15 protein-coding genes and 1 other RNA gene are annotated in these 18,734 nt (G+C 59.6%); 5 read left to right on the top strand and 11 right to left on the bottom strand.

The window, feature by feature from the left end:
* Both ABHR76_RS07200 and ABHR76_RS07195 read right to left on the bottom strand, forming a co-directional pair.
* Nucleotides 1-895, bottom strand: an 895-nt coding sequence (locus tag ABHR76_RS07200) for an MFS transporter (RefSeq protein ID WP_346977178.1), incomplete at its 3' end; no start/stop codon positions are given.
* 141 nt (nt 896-1,036) lie between these two features.
* On the bottom strand, nt 1,037-2,320 hold the full coding sequence (locus tag ABHR76_RS07195) for an O-acetylhomoserine aminocarboxypropyltransferase/cysteine synthase family protein (protein ID WP_346977177.1): 1,284 nt from the start codon (nt 2,318-2,320) through the stop codon (nt 1,037-1,039).
* A 231-nt stretch (nt 2,321-2,551) separates the two neighbouring features.
* Between ABHR76_RS07195 and ABHR76_RS07190 the strand changes: the two genes are divergently transcribed.
* Complete coding sequence (locus ABHR76_RS07190) at nt 2,552-2,998, top strand: C-GCAxxG-C-C family protein (RefSeq protein WP_346977176.1); 447 nt, start codon at nt 2,552-2,554, stop codon at nt 2,996-2,998.
* Between the two features lie 68 nt (nt 2,999-3,066).
* Here the strand turns inward: ABHR76_RS07190 and ABHR76_RS07185 are convergent, their stop codons facing one another.
* From ABHR76_RS07185 to rpsA, 3 genes are all read right to left on the bottom strand, one after another.
* Nucleotides 3,067-3,705 (bottom strand): YigZ family protein, encoded by a 639-nt coding sequence (locus ABHR76_RS07185; RefSeq protein WP_346977175.1) that lies wholly within the window; start codon nt 3,703-3,705, stop codon nt 3,067-3,069.
* Nucleotides 3,706-4,035: 330 nt separating this feature from the next.
* Nucleotides 4,036-4,397: RNase P RNA component class A (gene rnpB, locus ABHR76_RS07180), an RNA gene on the bottom strand.
* Nucleotides 4,398-4,724: 327 nt separating this feature from the next.
* A complete protein-coding gene (gene rpsA / locus ABHR76_RS07175) occupies nt 4,725-5,891 on the bottom strand; it encodes a 30S ribosomal protein S1 (RefSeq protein ID WP_022095232.1) in 1,167 nt (388 codons plus the stop codon).
* Between the two features lie 315 nt (nt 5,892-6,206).
* On the opposite strand from rpsA, the gene ABHR76_RS07170 reads away from it, so the two are divergent.
* The gene (locus ABHR76_RS07170; RefSeq protein WP_346977174.1) at nt 6,207-6,965 is read left to right on the top strand and encodes an HAD family hydrolase; all 759 of its coding nucleotides are present in this window, start codon (nt 6,207-6,209) and stop codon (nt 6,963-6,965) included.
* Between the two features lie 189 nt (nt 6,966-7,154).
* On the opposite strand, the gene ABHR76_RS07165 is transcribed toward ABHR76_RS07170, so the two are convergent.
* Entirely contained in the window at nt 7,155-8,474 is a 1,320-nt protein-coding gene (locus ABHR76_RS07165; protein WP_346977173.1) for an L-cysteine desulfidase family protein, read from the bottom strand.
* A 271-nt stretch (nt 8,475-8,745) separates the two neighbouring features.
* Here ABHR76_RS07165 and rpiB point away from each other — a divergent pair, with 271 nt between their 5' ends.
* Nucleotides 8,746-9,213, top strand: a complete 468-nt coding sequence (rpiB, locus tag ABHR76_RS07160) for a ribose 5-phosphate isomerase B (RefSeq protein WP_006234151.1) — start codon at nt 8,746-8,748, stop codon at nt 9,211-9,213.
* 151 nt (nt 9,214-9,364) lie between these two features.
* On the opposite strand, the gene ndk is transcribed toward rpiB, so the two are convergent.
* From ndk to ABHR76_RS07140, 4 genes are all read right to left on the bottom strand, one after another.
* Nucleotides 9,365-9,769, bottom strand: a complete 405-nt coding sequence (gene ndk / locus ABHR76_RS07155) for a nucleoside-diphosphate kinase (protein ID WP_006234152.1) — start codon at nt 9,767-9,769, stop codon at nt 9,365-9,367.
* 385 nt (nt 9,770-10,154) lie between these two features.
* A complete protein-coding gene (gene argH, locus ABHR76_RS07150; protein WP_346977172.1) occupies nt 10,155-11,585 on the bottom strand; it encodes an argininosuccinate lyase in 1,431 nt (476 codons plus the stop codon).
* 118 nt (nt 11,586-11,703) lie between these two features.
* Complete coding sequence (locus ABHR76_RS07145; RefSeq protein ID WP_346977171.1) at nt 11,704-11,874, bottom strand: hypothetical protein; 171 nt, start codon at nt 11,872-11,874, stop codon at nt 11,704-11,706.
* Nucleotides 11,875-12,107: 233 nt separating this feature from the next.
* Entirely contained in the window at nt 12,108-13,334 is a 1,227-nt protein-coding gene (locus ABHR76_RS07140) for an argininosuccinate synthase (RefSeq protein ID WP_346977170.1), read from the bottom strand.
* Between the two features lie 553 nt (nt 13,335-13,887).
* Here ABHR76_RS07140 and ABHR76_RS07135 point away from each other — a divergent pair.
* Nucleotides 13,888-14,715 carry a Cof-type HAD-IIB family hydrolase gene (locus ABHR76_RS07135; RefSeq protein ID WP_346977169.1) on the top strand — a complete coding sequence of 276 codons (828 nt, stop codon included), beginning with the start codon at nt 13,888-13,890 and terminating at the stop codon, nt 14,713-14,715.
* 273 nt (nt 14,716-14,988) lie between these two features.
* On the opposite strand, the gene polA is transcribed toward ABHR76_RS07135, so the two are convergent.
* A complete protein-coding gene (polA, locus tag ABHR76_RS07130; protein ID WP_346977168.1) occupies nt 14,989-17,739 on the bottom strand; it encodes a DNA polymerase I in 2,751 nt (916 codons plus the stop codon).
* Between the two features lie 166 nt (nt 17,740-17,905).
* On the opposite strand from polA, the gene ABHR76_RS07125 reads away from it, so the two are divergent.
* Nucleotides 17,906-18,734: zinc-binding metallopeptidase family protein (locus tag ABHR76_RS07125; RefSeq protein ID WP_488212532.1), on the top strand; the 829-nt coding region annotated here is incomplete at its 3' end.

Below are 18,734 nucleotides of genomic sequence, written 5' to 3'. Positions count from 1 at the left end.
GGCCAACGGCCGTGGGCGCTTCACAACCAACACGGTCGGACACCGAGCCCGAAAGCGGGCCCACAAAGGCATTCACGACCGGCATCGCCAAAAACAACAGGCCGGAGATATCGGAGCTAAAGCCGTGGGCATCCTGAAAGTAGAACGGCAGCACAAACTCGGAGGCACCGATACCCACGAACACGATAAGCATGCAAGCCAGGTTAATCGTGAAAGCCGAGCTCGCAAAGCAGCGACGCGCCGCCTCTGTCAACGGCATAGGGCGTTCGCCAGCCTCCGGCTTCACATGCGGCAGCGTATAGAGTCCCACGATAAACGAGATTACGCCAATAGGCAGGTTGATGAGGAAGATGCTCTCCCAGGGAAAGCTCGCCACCAGCACGCCGCCGAGCACGGGGCCGCACATCATGCCAAGAGCCACAAAGGTCGCCAGAATGCCCATGGCACGGCCGCGCTCACGCGCCGGAAACGACTCGGTGATGATGCCCATATTGTTGGCCATCGCGGCGGCACAGCCAATGCCCTGCACGAAACGCGCCAAGATAAGCACCTCGAGCGAAGCCGAAAGCCCGCAAAGCAACGAGCCACCCGTAAAGACGATTACACCAAGCTGGAACACATTCACCTTGCCGCGCACATCGCCCAAGCGGCCAAACGGCAGCATGGCGACGCACGTCGCGAGCAGATACACCGAGCTCACGAGCTGAATGCGGTCGAGACCCACCCCCAGCTCCTTTTGCATCACTGGGAGCGCCACCGTCACGATGCTCGCATCCAGACACGCCATAAAGGTCATGACGAGCACGGTGAACAGAATCGCCCATTTATTCTTACCGTGGGTGTCGCCCTCTAGGGCAATGTGTTCGCGGCGCAGCTGCTCGGCAGTTTTCTCCATGTATATCCTTTCTATCGTGCAACGCAAAAACGGGACCCCAATCGCCTACAAACGGACACGATCGGGGTCCCGCCTACGGAATCGGAACTATGAGGACGTCGTCAGCCGAAAAGCCGTCCCACGCCTCGCACGCACGCTAGCCTAGCACTGCTCGAGTGCCTGCTCAAGGTCGGCAATCAGATCGGCCGTGTCCTCAAGGCCGCACGACAGGCGCACCATGTCGGCGGAGATGCCGCAGGCGATGAGCTCCTCGTCGTTCATCTGGCGATGGGTGGCGTTTGCCGGGTGCAGGCAGCAAGTGCGGGCGTCGGCCACATGCGTGGCGATCTGGGCGAGCTTAAGGCCCTTCATAAAGGTCTCAGCCGCCGCGCGACCACCGTTAAAGCCAAAGCTCACAACGCCGCAGGTACCGTTGGGCATGTACTTCTGAGCGATGTCATAGTACTTATCGCCCTCTAGGCCCGGATAGCTCACGAAGCGTACCTTGGGATGACTCTGCAGGAACTTGGCAACGGCCAGGCCGTTCTCACAATGACGCGGCATGCGCACATGCAGGCTCTCGAGCGAGCTGTTCAGGAAGAAGGCCGCCTGCGGGTTCTGCATGGGGCCGAGGTCGCGCATGAGCTGCGCGGTTGCCTTGGTAATGAAGGCACCCTCGCGACCGAACTTCTTGGCATACGTCACGCCGTGGTAGCTCTCGTCGGGCGTGGTGAGACCCGGGAACTTATCCGCATGGGCCATCCAGTCAAACTGGCCGTGGTCAACGATCACGCCGCCCAGGTAGGCAGCATGTCCATCCATGTACTTGGTGGTGGAGTGCGTAACGATGTCGGCGCCCCACTCAAAGGGACGGCACATCACGGGCGTCGGGAAGGTGTTGTCGACCATCAGCGGCACGCCGTGGTCGTGCGCGGCCTTGGCAAAGCGCTCAATATCGAGCACGGCGAGGGCGGGATTGGCGATCGTCTCGCCAAAGACGAGCTTGGTATTGGGCTCAAAGGCTGCCTCGAGCTCCTCATCAGTGCAGTCGGGGGCGACGAACGTGCAGGTCACGCCCATGCGGCCCATGGTGTGGGCGAGCAGGTTATACGTACCGCCGTAAATGGCAGAGCTTGCGACCACGTGATCGCCGGCACCGGCAACGTTAAAGATCGCGAGGAAGTTCGCAGCCATGCCCGAACTCGTGAGCATCGCTGCGGTGCCGCCCTCCATCTCGCAGATCTTGGCGGCAACCAAATCGCACGTGGGGTTCTGCAGACGGCTGTAGAAGTAGCCAGACTCCTCCAGGTCAAACAGCTTGCCCATGTGCTCCGACGTGTCGTACTTCCACGTGGTGGACTGGTAGATGGGCACCTGGCGCGGCTCCGCATCTCCCGGGTGATAGCCGCCCTGAACACATGTAGTACCGATAGTCTGCTCGCTCATATCTAGCTCCCTTGCCTGGGTTTTAGTTTTATTCGGTTCACGATACCGCTACCCTGCACCCCTCTCAACCCATCCCCAAGGTAGGTTATGGGACAAATTGATTAGGGGTATTTATCTCAAGCCTTGGGCATTTGCTCGATAGATAAAAATGAGGCATACATGAAGCTCTCGATGATTACATGCCCCGTCACGGGTACCATAGGCGGGTACACCGTGACCAAGGAGACAACGATGAAGCAGATCGATACCACCCAGCTCGACACCGCCGCCTGCCAGGCTCAGGCTGCCGAATACCACGCCCGCGGCTTTAACTGCGCACAGGCCGTTGCCTGCACGCTCGCACCTGCCGTCGGGCTCGACCCCCAGACCGCCTTTACCCTCACCGAGGGCTTTGGCGCCGGCATGGGTGGCATGACCGAGACCTGCGGCGCCATCTCGGGCGCTGTTGCCATCATGGGCTTTGTAATGAGCGACGGCATGGAGAACCCCAAGACCAAAGGCCAGACCTACAAGCTGTCGCGCGAGATTGCCAAGCGATTTGGCGAGAAGAACACGACGACCGTCTGCGGCACGCTCAAGGGCATCAGATCGGATAAAGGTCCGCTCCGCAGCTGCCCCGGCTGCATCGACGATGCCGTCGAGATCGCCTGCGATGTGCTAAAGCAGCTCGCCGAGTAAACGGCAGCAACAGAAAAACGACGGCCGGCGCGCTTAGGATCCATCCAAAAGCACGCCGGCCGTCGTCGTTAGAACTCGGCAAACTCGGGAGCGCCGACCTCGATCTCTTCGCGCCCCGCCATAAGCTCGCGCATCTTGGCGCAAAATTGCTCCTGCTCCCCCGCTTTGAATACCAGGTGAAGTGTCACGGCATCCGCGTAATCGGTATCCGAAACCTTGGCACCCGAATCCTGCGCCAAACGAAGCACCTGCTCATACTGCGGATAGGCCACATGCACGTCAACAGGCACGACGCTTGTCATCTCAACGATCTGCCCTGCCTCCTGAGCCGCGGCCACCGCCGCCTGCGTCGCCGCGGTATAGGCGCGTACCAAGCCACCAGGCCCCAACAGCGTGCCACCAAAATAGCGCGTCACTACGCAGCAAACATTTTTGAGCTCCGCGCCGCGCAGCACCTCGAGCGTCGGCATGCCGCTCGTGCGGCTCGGCTCACCATCATCGCTCTGGCGCTCGCGCCCATCGACCAAAATCCACGCGGGAACATTGTGTCGAGCGTCGTAATGACGCTTGCGAACCATCTCGATAAAGGCATTCGCCTCATCCTCGGACTCAATATGGACCAGCTGGGCAATAAACCGGCTCTTGCGGTCCACAAACTCGCCCGAAGCCTCAATATTCGATTGCAGAGTAAAATAGCTGTCCAACAAAGCCCCTCAAACACAAGCAAAGCAACAAACAGCCTCAATAATACGGCAAAGACCGTACCGTTAATCCCGGTAAATAGAACGGCAACACCGATGACCAGGCAAAAACAGCGAGACGGCGTCAGCTGAGTCGATTTGGCCCGAAAGAGGAGGGAGCACGCCTTATGGCGGCGACCGACGAATGAGCGCCAAATCGGCCAGCTGACGCCGTCGAAGGCGAGAACCCGTCAGCGCGAGCAAGGTGCCTTGAAAGACGAGGGCATTGACCTTATGGTCATGCCCGAAGGTTTGAAAGGCAGATTGCCGCGCTGACGGGTTCGCAGCGTCAACAAAGTGCTGAGTGGGCCTATAAGCCGGGTTCTGTCGTGAACGGTCATTTATCTTGTCTGCACGTTACCGTGCAGCTCCACGCACGCTACCCGAACGCGGACCGGGCCGGCCCATAGCGTTCCTATTCGCGCTTGCTCCGGATGGGGCTTGCCAAGCCGCCGTGTTGCCACGACGCTGGTGGTCTCTTACACCACCGTTTCAGCTTTTCCCTTTACGCCTTGCGGCGCAGGTGGGAGTCTTCTTTTCTGCGGCGCTTTCCGTCGGATCACTCCGCCCGGCCGTTAGCCGGCATCCCGCCCTCTGGAGCCCGGACTTTCCTCACGCGTACTGCAAACAGCACATCGCGCGACCGTCTGGCCCACTCAGCAGTGCAAGAGTGTAGCACACCGTTGCCGCAGGCAATGGCACAACACAAGCGTTCGACACGATAAACCAAGAACCACGCCATGCAGTACAATAGGGTTGTCGATGGGCAATGTCGTCAGTCGAGACGCGACCGCGCTCCGCACCCCTCCGTCTACTCGGTGCGTTCCCGCCTCCTCCCCGAGGCGGGATGTCGGCATTTTTTTATTCACCGACAACCCAATAGCCTGTGGACAGCCCGGGTAGCATCGCGTGCATCAGCAGCGAAAGCAAAAAGGGACCCGTCCATTGCGGACGGATCCCTTAAAACAGGTGATCGTCAAACCGATTTACTCGGCGTCGGTCTCCTCGTCCTTCTTCTCGGAAGGAAGCGGGGTAACCTCGATCTCGACGCCCAGAGTCTCAGCAGCGGACTTCATGGACAGGGAGATACGACGACGGTCGAGGTCGATCTCCATGACCTTGACCTGAACCTTGTCGCCCACGTGGGTGACCTGAGAAGGCTGATCGACGTGCTTGTTGGCCATCTCGGAGATGTGCACCAGGCCCTCGATGCCCTCGCCCAGATCGACGAAAGCGCCGAACGGGACAAGCTTGGTCACAGTGCCCTCGACGATAGCGCCGACGGGGTACTTCTTGACCAGTGCGCGCCACGGATCCTCGGTGGTCTGCTTGAGACCCAGGGAGATGCGCTCGCGATTGAGATCGACGTCGAGAACCTCGACCTCGACCTCCTGGCCGACCTTGACAACCTCGGAAGGATGGTTGACGTGGTTCCAGGAGAGCTCGGAGATGTGGATGAGGCCATCGATACCGCCGAGGTCGACGAAGGCGCCGAAGTCGACGATGGAGGAAACGGTGCCCTGGAGACGCATGCCAGACTTGAGCTTGGACAGGATCTCGGAGCGCTCGGCCTTACGGGACTCCTCGAGCACGACGCGACGGGAGAGGACGACGTTGTTGCGGTTGCGGTCCATCTCGATGACGCGGGCCTCGATGCGGGTGCCCATGTAAGAGGTGAGGTCCTTGACGCGACGGAGGTCGACGAGGGAAGCGGGCAGGAAGCCACGCAGGCCGATGTCGAGGATCAGGCCGCCCTTGACAACCTCGATAACCTCGCCCTCGACGTTCTCGCCGGAGTTGAACTTCTCCTCGATGCGGTTCCAAGCACGCTCGTACTCGGCACGCTTCTTGGACAGGACCAGACGACCGTCCTTGTCCTCCTTCTGGAGAACCAGAGCCTCGATGGGATCACCGAGTGCAACGATGTCTGCAGGGTTAGCGTCCTTGCGGATGGACAGCTCGCGGACCGGGATAACGCCCTCGGACTTGAATCCGATGTCAACGAGCACCTCGTCATGCTCGATCTTAACGACAGTGCCGTTAACGAGATCGCCCTCATCAAAGTCGGTAATCGTACCGTCGATGAGGTTGTTCATCTCCTCCTCATTGACATCGTCAAGAGAGAAAATGGACGAGTTCTGAATCTCACTCAAAGGTGGACCCCTTTCGAACTACGGGGCCCCGATTGCTAGGACCTACAGAAGGGTGCGACAAGCACACAACGTTTAGGAACACTCGGGAGCCGACAGATACTAATGTGACGCTTATGCAATCACGTTCGTATAGGTTACGGGGAAATGAGTTCGATTTCAAGCGTGAACTGCGATTTTTTACTCGTGTGGAGACTTTTTCGTAATCTTATGAACACACGTCTCCGCAACTTGACGATAACCAGCCAGGCATTCGGCTTTGGGGTAAAGTATCCGGAGCCAACGATTCTAGATCGATTTTTCGAGAAAGGTGCCCGCGTGCTCAAAGCAGTCGTTTTCGATATGGACGAAACGCTTCTCAGCATCAACCTCAACGCGTTCATCCTTCGCTATTTTAAGGATGTCTCGTCGATGCTCGCGGATATCGGTCGCCGCAGCCACGGTGGCACGATGGCACGCCTCGGCACTATCTTGGTCGACCTCAACGCCAATCGCCGAAGCGGCACGGATAATCGCACCAATCTTGAGTTCTACCAAGAAGAGGTTGAGCGCCGGTGCGGCATTTGCCTCTCGGACCCACTCATCTACGAGGCGTTTACCTACTACGACCGCGAAGTTCTTCCGTACAAGAACGACGATGTCATCAACGCCCACGCCATGCCCGGCGCACATGCCGCGCTTCAGGCCGTACAGGATGCAGGGCTACGTTGCGCGCTCTTTACCAACCCCAGCTTTCCGCAGGGGGCCATCGAGTGCCGCATGGGTTGGGGCGACCTGGCCGACGCCCCCTTTGAGCTCGTCACGCACATGGGAAACACCACCCGCTGCAAGCCCGATGCCACCTACTATCTAGAGCAGCTTCAGGTGATGGGGCTCGAGCCGCACGAGGTCCTTATGGTGGGCAACGATCCCAAGCGCGACTTCCCGTCCCCCGATTGCGGCATCCAAACCGCCTTTGTGGGCCAAGGCAAGCCCAGCCGAGCCACCTGGCGCGGAACCATGGAAGACTTCGCCCGCGACTTTAACGCCGTAATCGAGGCCTTCTACGAGCACCAAATAGCCGACGAACTGTCGTAGGACCCCTCGCTCCAAACCAAATATCGCCGCAGGTTGAGCACAAGTCAGCGAAAATGCCCCTAAGCGAGCAATGTGCCTTGAAAGAGGAGGGCATAGGCCTTCTGGCCATGCCCGACGATTGAAAGGCAGATTGCCGCTTAGGGGCGTTTGCAGCGTCGACTGGTTACGCGGTTTGGTAAAACCGCGTAACTAGCACACCTGGGTTTTGCCGATCATGATGTTGAGGATCTCGACGTCGGTGTCCTTCATGCCCACACGGCCTACATAGCCCATGCTGGCGATTGTCTGCTCGACGGTATCCTGGATCAGGCCCTCACCGGCACGGAAGCCGCGGCCCTGCATGGCCATATCGTGGCCCAGAATCGCCGCATCAACGGCAGCGGAAATCTTGGCGGCACAGCTTGCCTTGGCGCCATCGCACACGATGCCGCCCACGTTACCGAGCGTGTTCGAAACCGTCGCGCCAATCTGCTCGCGCGTGCCACCACACAGCCAGGTAATCGCGGCACCGGCACCGCATGCGGCGCAAATAGCACCGCAAAACGCCGAGAGCGCACCAATATAGCTCTTGATATGCACGGCGATAAGATCGGACAGCATCACGGCGCGCACCAGGCGATCATGGTCGCAGCGCAAATACTCGGCATACTCCATAACGGGCAAGGCACAGGTAATGCCCTGATTGCCCGAGCCGCACACGATGGCGACCGGCAGCGCGCAGCCGTTCATGCGGGCATCGGACCCGGCGGCCGCACGGGCACGGGCACGGCAGGCGACGTCATCGGCACGAGCGCCCAGCAGCGTACGGCCCACCTCGGCGCCCCAAGCGTGCGCCAGGCCCTCGGCACTGATCGCACCGTTCAGCTCAATCTGACGCTCAACGGCAGCGCGGGCGTCCTCAATGTCACCGTCCTCGATAAAGTCGATGATGGACTCAATGCTCATAGGGGTATCGACGTTATCTGCCGCACGCTCGGCCACGACGCGCTCGGCGCAGGCGGCACACTCCCCCGCCGACTTGCCGCATACCGGAATACCGTCGAGCGTATGACACGTAACATTGGTGTGGTGGTCGGTAATCTCGACGACCGCGGCATGGCCCCCGGCCGTTGCGGTCACCTTGATGTAGAGGTTGGGCACACCCTCGACAAGCGACACATCGCAGTAACCGGCATCGGCGAGAAGCTCGGACACGCGAGCACGGTCTTCGTCGTTAACGCTCTCGAGCACCTCGAGCGCGCTCTTGGCGTCACCGCCCACGGCACCCAGCACGGCCGCCGCTTCAATACCGTGCATGCCGCCCGAGTTGGGCACGGTCACGCTCTTAACGTTCTTGATGATGTTGCCCGAGCAGGCAACGTCCATATGATCGGGTTCGCAACCGAGCGTCTGGCTCGCCAGCGCCGCTGCATAGGCAACGGCAATGGGCTCGGTGCAGCCGAGCGCACAGACAAGCTCGCGGTTTAAAACATCGCAAAACGCGGTATCACGAAGGGAATCGGCAGGCATAGGTATCTCCTACTTGTATAAAGGGCTGGGCTCTCGATAATAGTTAGCTCTTTTATTTGATAACAATGCATCAAAAACCGCAACCCAAGTTCCGGCGGACGGCGTTCAAGCGCAAACTGACAGCATTAATACATGAAAAACTAGTCTTGTTGCATGCTAAAGCGTTTGACCAAAAAACGCCCGAGCGTTTACACAAAAGTCGCGCTATCATGCAGTCGAACGCGGTAAAACCTTTAGCATTTGCGCCGCACAGACCAGAGAGGAACCACTCATGAAGATTGGTATCGGTAACGACCACGCCGCCGTCGAGCTCAAGAACATCATTTCCGAGCACCTGAAGGAGCGCGGCTGCGAGGTCGTGAACTTTGGCACCGACACCTCCGAGAGCTTTGACTACCCCATCGCCGGCTACAAGGTGGGTAAGGCCGTTGCCAACGGCGACGTCGATCTGGGCATCCTCATCTGTGGCACCGGTGTCGGGATTAGCCTGGCTGCCAACAAGGTCGAGGGCGTACGCGCCGTCGTGTGCTCCGAGCCCTTCAGCGCCAAGCTCTCCCGCATGCACAACAACACCAACGTGCTCGCCTTTGGTGCCCGTGTCGTGGGCTCCGAGCTCGCTAAGATGATCGTCGACGAGTGGCTCGACGCCGAGTTTGAGGGCGGCCGTCACGAGCGTCGCGTTAACCTCCTCAACGAGATCGATCACACGCGCGGCCTCAAGGTCGTCGACGAGGCCTAAACCACTCAGTGCCACAAGCTAACAGCAGGGGCCCGCTCGGAACTCATGACCGAGCGGGCCCCTTCATAGATTTTGGAATAAAAGGGCGCCGCGGATGGAGTTCCGCGGCGCCCAAGCCACACGCTAACAGCTTTAAGGAGTCAAAGCTGGTTTAGCCAAAGAAGCGCTTGATCTCAATCTCGGCGTTCTCCAGGCAGTCGGAGCCGTGGATCACGTTGGCGTTGACATCGACGGCAAAGTCGCCGCGGATGGTACCAGGAGCAGCGTCAAGCGGATTAGTAGCGCCCATGAGGGTGCGCATCTTAGCAACAGCGGAGAGACCGGAAACGACCATCTTGACGACCGGACCGCTCGTCATAAAGTCGCAGAGACCGCCAAAGAAGGGCTTGTCGGCCAGATGGGCGTAGTGCTCCTCGACAGTAGCGCGCTCGAGCGTGGTCATCTCCATGCGCTCGATGACAAGGCCGCTGCGCTCAATGCGAGCAACGATCTCGCCGATCTTGCGGTCGCGCACGGCGTCGGGCTTAATCATGATGAAGGTCTTCTCGATAGCCATAAAAGTAGCCTTTCAAGTAGGTTCGCGCGTGCCCAAGTCCCATTCCGGCACCCGCCTGGACTGCATCGTAACAGAGTTTTAGCTGCAGTTAAACAAAAAGCTGTTTATTGAAACGTTGCAATTTATTAAAGCGCTCCATATGTGTCACTTCTGTTTCGAAGCCCGATTAGAGTACCATCCGACCGCCCATCAACCGCGCCGAACAGAGCAGGCGGTCGGTTGCCGCCCGCGAACGTATCCCCTTCACAACCTGCCCAAAGGTCCTACAGAAGTTCTCGACAAGCCCCTCCCCCATAGCAACAAAATACGGGCTCCCACATCAGCAGGCGCCCGTAAAGCGAAAACGATTTATCAATAAATGGACAATACGTCTTCAGCCAAACCTCTACTTTGCCCCGTGACCCATCTCGACGACCTTGGTTAGCGATCCAAACACACCTTCGTCGACCACGAGCTGCGCCTCGGCACGCTGCAGCTGCACGGCAACGGCGGCAGGGGCGGTGCCGCCCTCGGTCGTGCGCGCGGCGACAATCGACGGGATGTCGAGCGCCTCGGTAATGTCGTGCTCAAAGAGCGGGCTTGCCTCCTGGAACACCTCAAACGGCAGGTCCTCAAGATTGCAGCCGCGCTTCTCACACATCAGAACCAGATGCCCCACCACGGCATGTGCCTCGCGGAACGGCAGGCCACGCTTGGCCAGGTAATCGGCAACATCGGTAGCGGCAAGGTGCCCCACGCCGCACTCGCGCGCCATGGCATCCTCGTTGACGGTCCAAGTCGAAATCATTCCGGCCATAACCGACAGGCACTGCATGAGCGTATGGGCGGTATCGAGCGCGCCCTCCTTGTCCTCCTGCAAGTCCTTGTTATAAGCAAGGGGCAGGCCCTTCATGGTCACGAGTAGCTGCACCAGGTTGCCATAGACTCGGCCACTCTTGCCGCGGATAAGCTCGGCAAAGTCGGGGTTCTTCTTCTGCGGCATGATAGACGAGCCGGTGGAGTAGGAGTCTGAGAGCGTGATAAAGCCAAATTCGGAGCTCGACCACAGCACGATCTCCTCGGAAAGACGCGACAGGTGCATGGCCATGACGGAGCCGGCATAATGCAGATCGAGCAGGAAATCACGGTCGGAAACCGCATCGAGCGAGTTGGGAATCACACCCGCAAAGCCAAGTTCGGCAGCCGTCATCTGACGATCGAGCGGATAGCTCGTACCGGCAAGCGCGGCAGCGCCCAGCGGGCAGTTGTCGGCGGCATCAAAGGCGGCCTTCAAGCGTGTAAAGTCGCGCGCGAACATCCAGGAATACGCCAGCAGATGATGCGACAGCAGCACGGGCTGAGCATGCTGCATGTGCGTGTAGCCCGGCAGAATCACCTTGTCGTACTTCTTGGCCGCATCCACCAGCACATGGCGCAGCTCAAGATTGGCCTCCATGAGCTCCTTGGCCAGCGCCTTGACGCCCAGACGCGTATCAGTCGCCACCTGGTCGTTGCGCGAACGCCCGGTATGCAAGCGCTTACCGGCCTCGCCGATGCGACGCGTCAGCTCGCTCTCGATGGACATATGGATGTCCTCGTCGTTGATATCGAAGGTAAAGTTGCCGGCATCGATATCCTGTTCGATTCCGGTCAGGCCCTCGGCAATCGCCTGCTCGTCCTCGGCACTGATGATGCCCTGGGCCGCCAGCATCTTGGCATGCGCCTTAGAGCCGGCGATATCCTGCTTATAGAGATGTTTATCGACCGGCAGCGACGCGCCAAACTCCTGCGTGACCTCGGCCACGCCCGCCTCAAAACGACCGCCCCAAAGAGCCATGGAACCGTCCCCTTTCTCCAAATACCAAAACAAGCGCCCTAAGCAATGCGCCATGTCGCTAAAGCGATTTTTCAACCGCTAGTTTTACACATTCCCCACCGTGCGCGGGGCCATGTAGCTAATTTGCAAAGAAGTGACGCACCAGGCACTTGGCGCCCAACGTCCCCCTCCGGATGTTGCCTTGCGAACCATCGATCCAGGCCTTCAGGCTCATAGGAACATCCTCGACCTTTGCAGCATCGAACTCGGGCGCGAGGGCAAGTAAGGCATGCGCGACAGCATTGAACATAATGGATACTCCTCATATATATAGGCGCAGAGCCGCCCAATTGATAGAAGGAGCCCCGCCGGACAACCCCGGCGGGGCTCGGAATCAGCCGCGGACGCGGCATCATATATGCGGGCGGAACGTAGGGGCCACCGATGTTAAGAAGTGTCAGCAAGCATAACGAAAGGTAGGGACCCCGTGCGCCCGTTTTGTATCACGCGGATGGGCCGCGCGGATACCAAGGGAAGGAGGCGCTAGGCCTGGGCGGCGACGGAGCTGGGACCCTGGACCTTTGCCCACGTCTTGAGCGACAGCGTATCGATCTCGATAAAGCCGGCGCTGGCCTTCTCGTCAAACGTGGTGTCGCGGTCGTAGGTAGCCAGACCGTAGTCGTAGAGGCTGAAGGGGCTCTTGCGGCCGACGACATGGCAGTTGCCCTTAAAGAACTTCAGACGGACGGTGCCGGTCACGAACTTCTGGGTGTCGGCCATAAAGGCGTCGAGCGCGTTTTTGAGTGGGCTGTACCACTGGCCGTTGTACACGGCGGTGGCCCAATCCTGCTCGAGCTTAATCTTGGCCTTGAGCAGGTCGCCCTCGACGCAAATGTCCTCAAGCGCCTTGTGGGCGGTGATGAGTGTCAGGGCGCCGGGAACCTCATAGCACTCGCGGCTCTTGAGGCCCACCAGACGATCCTCGACCAGGTCCAGGCGACCAAAGCCGTTGTCGCCGGAGATCTTGTTGAGGGCGATGACGATCTCGGAGAGCTTCATCTTCTTACCGTCGACGGCGACGGGCTTGCCGGCCTCAAACTCAATCTCGGTATACGTCGGGGTGTCGGGCGTGTCCTCAGGATTCTTGGTCATAACCCAAGCGTCATCGAGCGGCTCGTTCCAGGGATCCTCCAGGTGACCGCACTCGATGGCGCGACCCCACAGGTTGTCGTCGATGGAGTAGGGGTTGTCGTTGGCACCCTCGGGAACCGGCACGTTGTGAGCATGGGCGTAGGCGACCTCGTCGGGACGGCACTTCAGGTCCCACTCGCGAACCGGGGCGATAACCTTGAGCTCGGGGTCGAGGGCCTTGACGGCAGCCTCGAAGCGGACCTGGTCGTTACCCTTGCCGGTGCAGCCGTGGGCGACGTAGGTCGCGCCAAACTCGTGGGCGACCTCAACAAGCTTCTTGGCAAGCAGCGGGCGAGACAGGGCGGAAAGCAGCGGATACTTGTTCTCGTACATGGAGTTTGCGGCGATGGCCTTGGTCAGGAACTCATCGGAGAACTCGTCGCGCAGGTCGAGCACCTGACAATCCAGAACGCCCAGGTCGAGGGCCTTCTGCTTCTTGGCATCCAGGCCGGTCTCCTCCTGGCCCACATTGCCGCAGACGCAAACGACATCGAGATTCTTCTCGTCCTGGAGCCACTTGACACATACGGATGTATCAAGACCACCAGAATATGCGAGAACGACTTTTTCCTTGCTCATGGCTGTTTCCTTTCGCCCTTGGTAGCTAGTTAGAACATCGGTCAGTTGCAAGTCATTTCGAGGTCAAAACCGTGCAATATCAGGTTAAATAGCAAAAATCAGCACATACATGCCCTAGAAACATGCAGCAATGTCGTGCTAAAACCCAACGACCTCAAAATGACTCTGTTGAGGCAATTCGCCCCATGCGGACAGAGACGATTGTTATCGTCGTCGGGAAATTGCGCGCTGGCGTCGGATGGCATTGTCTGCAGTAGTGATGATCTTTACGAACTGCATCTGCCTCTCCTTTCACCTATCGCCGGGCGCAATTCTAATATCGTAAACGGTACCTTTTCCTCGGTAAGCGGCTCATTCGCCGTCTCCGTTTTCGATGTTCGCTATATTACGATAAAGTGCTCGCTGCGCAAGCGACAAATTCAAATTTCTGAAAAGTTTTTTCATTAGTTTGTGAATTGCAGTGCAAATACGCACCATTCCTGCGAAAATACGCTCGATTACATAGCAGAGGGTCATTACGCCCGAAACAATCTGGAAACGGAAAGGCGCATTTATGCAGACTTATGAATCAGACGCTAACATCGGCAACATTAAACTCATCGCCGTCGACATGGACAAGACGCTGCTCACCGACGAGCGCGTGTTGCCGCAGGGTCTTGATGAGCGCCTGGACAAGCTCGCCGACGCCGGCATCGTATTCTGCCCCGCCAGTGGACGCCCTGCCCCCAAACTCGAGGAGATGTTCGAGGGCATCAAGAACCGCCTCGCCTTTTGTCCCGACAACGGAGCGTGCGTGATCTATCGCGGAAGCTATATCTATAAGAGTAATATCGACGTGGAGCTGTACCAGCAGGTCTTGAGCCGCGCCTCGGAGGATCCGCGCGCTGTCCCCGTCCTGTGCTGCTTCGACGAGTTCTACGTGCTTGCCCGCGACCATCAATACCACGACGAGATCAGCGTCTACTACAACACAATCAACTACGTCGACAGCTTTGAAGGCATTGATATCGAGTCCAACAAGATCTCGATCTTCTTCCCCGGCTACGACGCCGAGCCCGCGTTTCGCGAGACCTATAGCCCCGAGTTCTCGGACAAGCTCTACGTCACCAACGCCGGGCGCGAGTGGATCGACTTTATGAACCTGGGCGTCGACAAGGGCGCCGGCGTCGCGCACCTGTGCGAGCACCTGGGCATCGATATTGCCGACGCCGCTGCCGTGGGCGATACCTACAACGACATCCCCATGCTCGAGCGCGTCGGTCACAGCTTTATCGTGGACAATGCCGAGGAGCACATGAACGCACACGCTAAATGGCGCATTCCGAGCAACAACGACGGGGGCGTACTGACGCTCATCGACGCCATCTTGGCGGCTCGTTAATCTATCCCGTCGCCATGCCCGGGGCCGACCGCTTGATTTTTGCTCGGTCAAGTCCTGGGCTCGCACGAAGAGCACATTTAGTGCTCTTCGGCTCGTGCGGAATCTACAAAAATCAAGCGGTCGGCCCCGGGCATGGCCATGTTGACTTTGCTTGCCGCCAAGATGGCCTCTTGAGTGTCTAGATACTTGGCTGAATTTATTTGAACAGAGGGGAGCCCCTTTTTGGAAGGGGCTCCCCTCTGTTTTGGTTACTTTGGGGTTGTGGGCACTTCCCTATTTGGCGTCGGCCCAGGTTATGCCGGTGCTGGCTTCGGCGATTAGGGGGACGCGGAGGTCTACTACGTGCTCCATGACGTCGCGGACCATGGTGGTTAGGCGCTCGACTTCATCGACGGGGCACTCAAAGTCCAGTTCGTCGTGTACCTGCAGGATCATGTGGGCGGCAAAGCCTTCTTCTTCCAGGCGACGACTTACGCGGGCCATGGCGATCTTGATGATGTCTGCTGCGGTGCCCTGCATGGGATGGTTCATGGCCGTGCGCTCGCCAAAGCCGCGGAGTTGCGGATTTTTGGCCTTGAGCTCCGGAATATGACGCCGGCGACCGTACATGGTCTCGGCGTAGCCCGTCTGCTTGGCACGCGCCACCACGTTGTCGAGGAACGTGCGCACGCCCGGGTAGGCCTCGTAGTAGCGATCGATCATGTCGCGCGCCTCGGCCATCGAGATGTGCAGCGACTGCGACAGACCGTAGGCCTGCTGACCGTACACGATGCCAAAGTTCACGGCCTTGGCGCGGCTGCGCAGGTCGGGCGTTACCTCGGACACCGGCACGCCAAACACGCGCGCGGCCGTCTCGGCATGGAAGTCCTCGCCCTCGTTGAAGGCGCGCACCAGGTGCTCGTCGCCCGAAAGATGCGCCAGCAGACGCAGCTCGATCTGCGAGTAGTCCACCGCCAAAAAGACGCTGCCCTCGCCTGCCGAAAACGCCGTCTTGACGGTACGACCCAGCTCAGAGCGCGTCGGAATGTTCTGCAGGTTCGGATCACTCGAGGACAGACGTCCCGTTGCGGTAATGGTTTGGTTATACGTGGTGTGCACGCGGCCGTCGCCTCGACGCAACGGTCCCAACGTGTCCAGATAGGTTGACTTGATCTTGGACTTCTCACGCCAGTCCAAAATCAGGCGCACGATCTCGTGGTCGCGGGCAAGATCGCTCAACACCTTGGCATTGGTCGAATAGTAACCGCGCTTGGTCTTTTTGAGACCCTTGGTCGGAAGGCCCATCACATCAAAGAGCACATGCGAAAGCTGCATGGGGCTGCCAATATTAAAGGTCTCGTCACCGGCAATGTTGCGAATGCTTCGCTCAACTTCGGTGATCTGGGTCGCCAGGCCCTCGGACAGGCTGCGCAGTCGATCGGGATCCACGAGCATGCCCGCGCGCTCCATCTTGGCGAGCACCGGCACAAGCGGCATCTCGATGCCGTCGAACACGTTGGCGGCGTTCTCACGGGCCATGCGATCGCGCAGCGGCGCGACCAGCGTCAGCGTCAAGGCAGCCGTGCGAGCGGCGGGCGCAGGAGCGTCCTCGCCGGCACCCTCTGCGCCGCATGCCGCGGGCAGCGACATCTGCAGATAGGTATCAGCCAGATACGCCTCATCAAACTCGGAGCGGTCGGAATCCAGCAGGTAGGCGGCAACCACGGTATCGAAGATACGCGTGGAATCGGCAGCGAGCGGATCCATGAGCTCGGGCTCAGAGGAATCGATGGGCGAAAGCTCGTGCAACAGCGCCTTCATATCCGGGCTCGTCACGCGGCCTTCCATAAACAGGCGCGCGAGCACACCAGCGATCACGCCGTGGGCAAAATTGAAGCCCTCGACAGCGGCAGGCGCGCCGCCATCGGCTTCCTCGAGCGCAAAGAGCCCCTTGGACGTCGCCAGCCACAGCGTACGCGTCAGGCCAAAGAGCGCACCCTCCTCCTTGTCATCGTCCACCACGGCGGCAACCCACTCGCCCGCATCAATCGCGCGGGCGACCTCGGACGCCACGGCAGCAAGTGCCTCCGCATCGCCTGCGGCGGCACGCAAAACGGAGGGAATCTCAAGCGTGCTGGCAGCGGGCACGACCCCGCCCTCGCCGCCAATCAGCGCCAGGAAGCGGTTCTGCATGGCCGTAATGCCGAGCGTGCCGAGCGCCGCGGAGACCTCGTCGGCAGAAAACGCCGGGAAGGACGTCGCCTCAAAGTCGAGCTCGACAGGCGCATCGGTGCGAATGGTTGCGACCTTGCGGCTCAGCAGCGCATCGTCGATATGTGCACGCAGGTTCTCGCCCATCTTGCCCTTGACCTCGTCGGCATGCGCGATGACTTCGTCCAGGCTACCGTACTGCGCGATGAGCGCACTCGCCTTTTTGGGGCCGATGCCCGGTACGCCGGGAATGTTGTCCGACGTATCGCCCTTCAGACCGTAAAAATCGGGTACGAGGGCCGGCGTAATGCCGTGATACAGGTCGTCCACGCTCTCGGGTGTCATGATCGCCACGTCGGACAGGCCCTTGCGAGTCGAGACCACGTTGACGTGCTCGGTCACGAGCTGATACATGTCGCGGTCGCCGGTCACCAGCAACATGTCGCAGCCGGCCTCCTCACCCAGGCGCGCCATGGTTCCCAGGATATCGTCACCTTCCCAGCCCTCAGACTGCAGAATCGGCACGTTGAGCGCGCCGAGCAGCTCCTTGATCATCGGAAACTGTGCGTGCAGATCGGGGTCCATGGGCGGACGCTGTGCCTTATACTGCGGCAGCATCTCCATGCGCACGCGCGGCTTGCCCTTATCAAACGCCACGACCACGCCGTCGGGGTTAAAGGCATCGATCATCTTGAGAAACATGTTCAGAAAGCCAAAGATCGCGTTGGTGGGGCGACCGTCCGGCGCGTTCATGGTCGGCGGCACGGCGTGGAAGGCACGGTGCATGAGCGAGTTGCCGTCGATAACGGCAAAGGTGCGGCGCTTATCAGACATATTGAATACCTCGCTTTGGGCTGGGCACGGTTTGCTCACCCCAGTTTACACGCTCCCCGCCCCGCGGCCACCGCACATCAAGCTCCGCCGCCATCTCACGCCCGTGCGTGATACGATGGCTCACGGTACATCAACCAGCACGATCGATCCGAAAGGAGCCTGCGTCATGGAGCGTCCCTGCGCATGGAAAAAGTACACGCCACAGCAAATCGAGGAGCTCGAGGAGCTTTGCCGCGGCTATAAGCAGTTTTTGAGCGAGAACAAGACCGAGCGCCTGTGCGTCAAGACCGGCATCAAGATGGCCGAGGAGGCGGGCTACGTCAATCTGGAGACCGTGATCGCCGAGGGCCGCGCGCTCAAGGCCGGCGACAAGGTGTACGCCGCCAATCACGGCAAGGACCTCATGCTCGTCAACCTGGGCACCGCCCCGCTCGAGCAGGGCTTTAACATCCTGGGCGCCCACGTGGACTCGCCGCGCCTGGACCTTAAACAGAACCCCGCCTTCGAAGCCGGCGACATGGCCTACCTCGACACGCACTACTACGGTGGCGTCAAGAGCTACCACTGGGTGGCCTCCCCGCTTGCACTCGTGGGCGTCATCTGCAAAAAGGACGGCACCACCGTCGACATCAACATCGGCGACAAGGCCGACGATCCGGTCTTTACCATCTCCGACTTGCTGATCCACCTCTCGAGCGAGCAGATGGCCAAGCCCGCCAAGGACGCCGTCGACGCCGAGATCCTCGACGTGATCGTAGGCGGCCGTCCCGTCAAGTTCGATGAGGACGACAAGGACGCCCCCAAGGAGCCCGTCAAGCAGATGTTCTTGGACATCCTCAAGGAGCAGTTCGACGTCGAGGAGGAGGACTTCCTCTCCGCCGAGATCGAGGTCGTGCCCGCCGGTCCCGCCCGTGACATGGGCCTGGACCGCTCCATGATTCTGGGCTATGGCCACGACGATCGCGTCTGCGCTTACCCCTCTATGCTTGCCCAGA

Origin of the sequence: Collinsella aerofaciens (genome assembly GCF_039752985.1) — a bacterium.
GTDB lineage: Bacteria > Actinomycetota > Coriobacteriia > Coriobacteriales > Coriobacteriaceae > Collinsella > Collinsella aerofaciens_BT.
The sequence above is the reverse complement of the archived record's forward strand: the minus strand, read 5'-3'. Positions and strand labels throughout refer to the sequence as shown.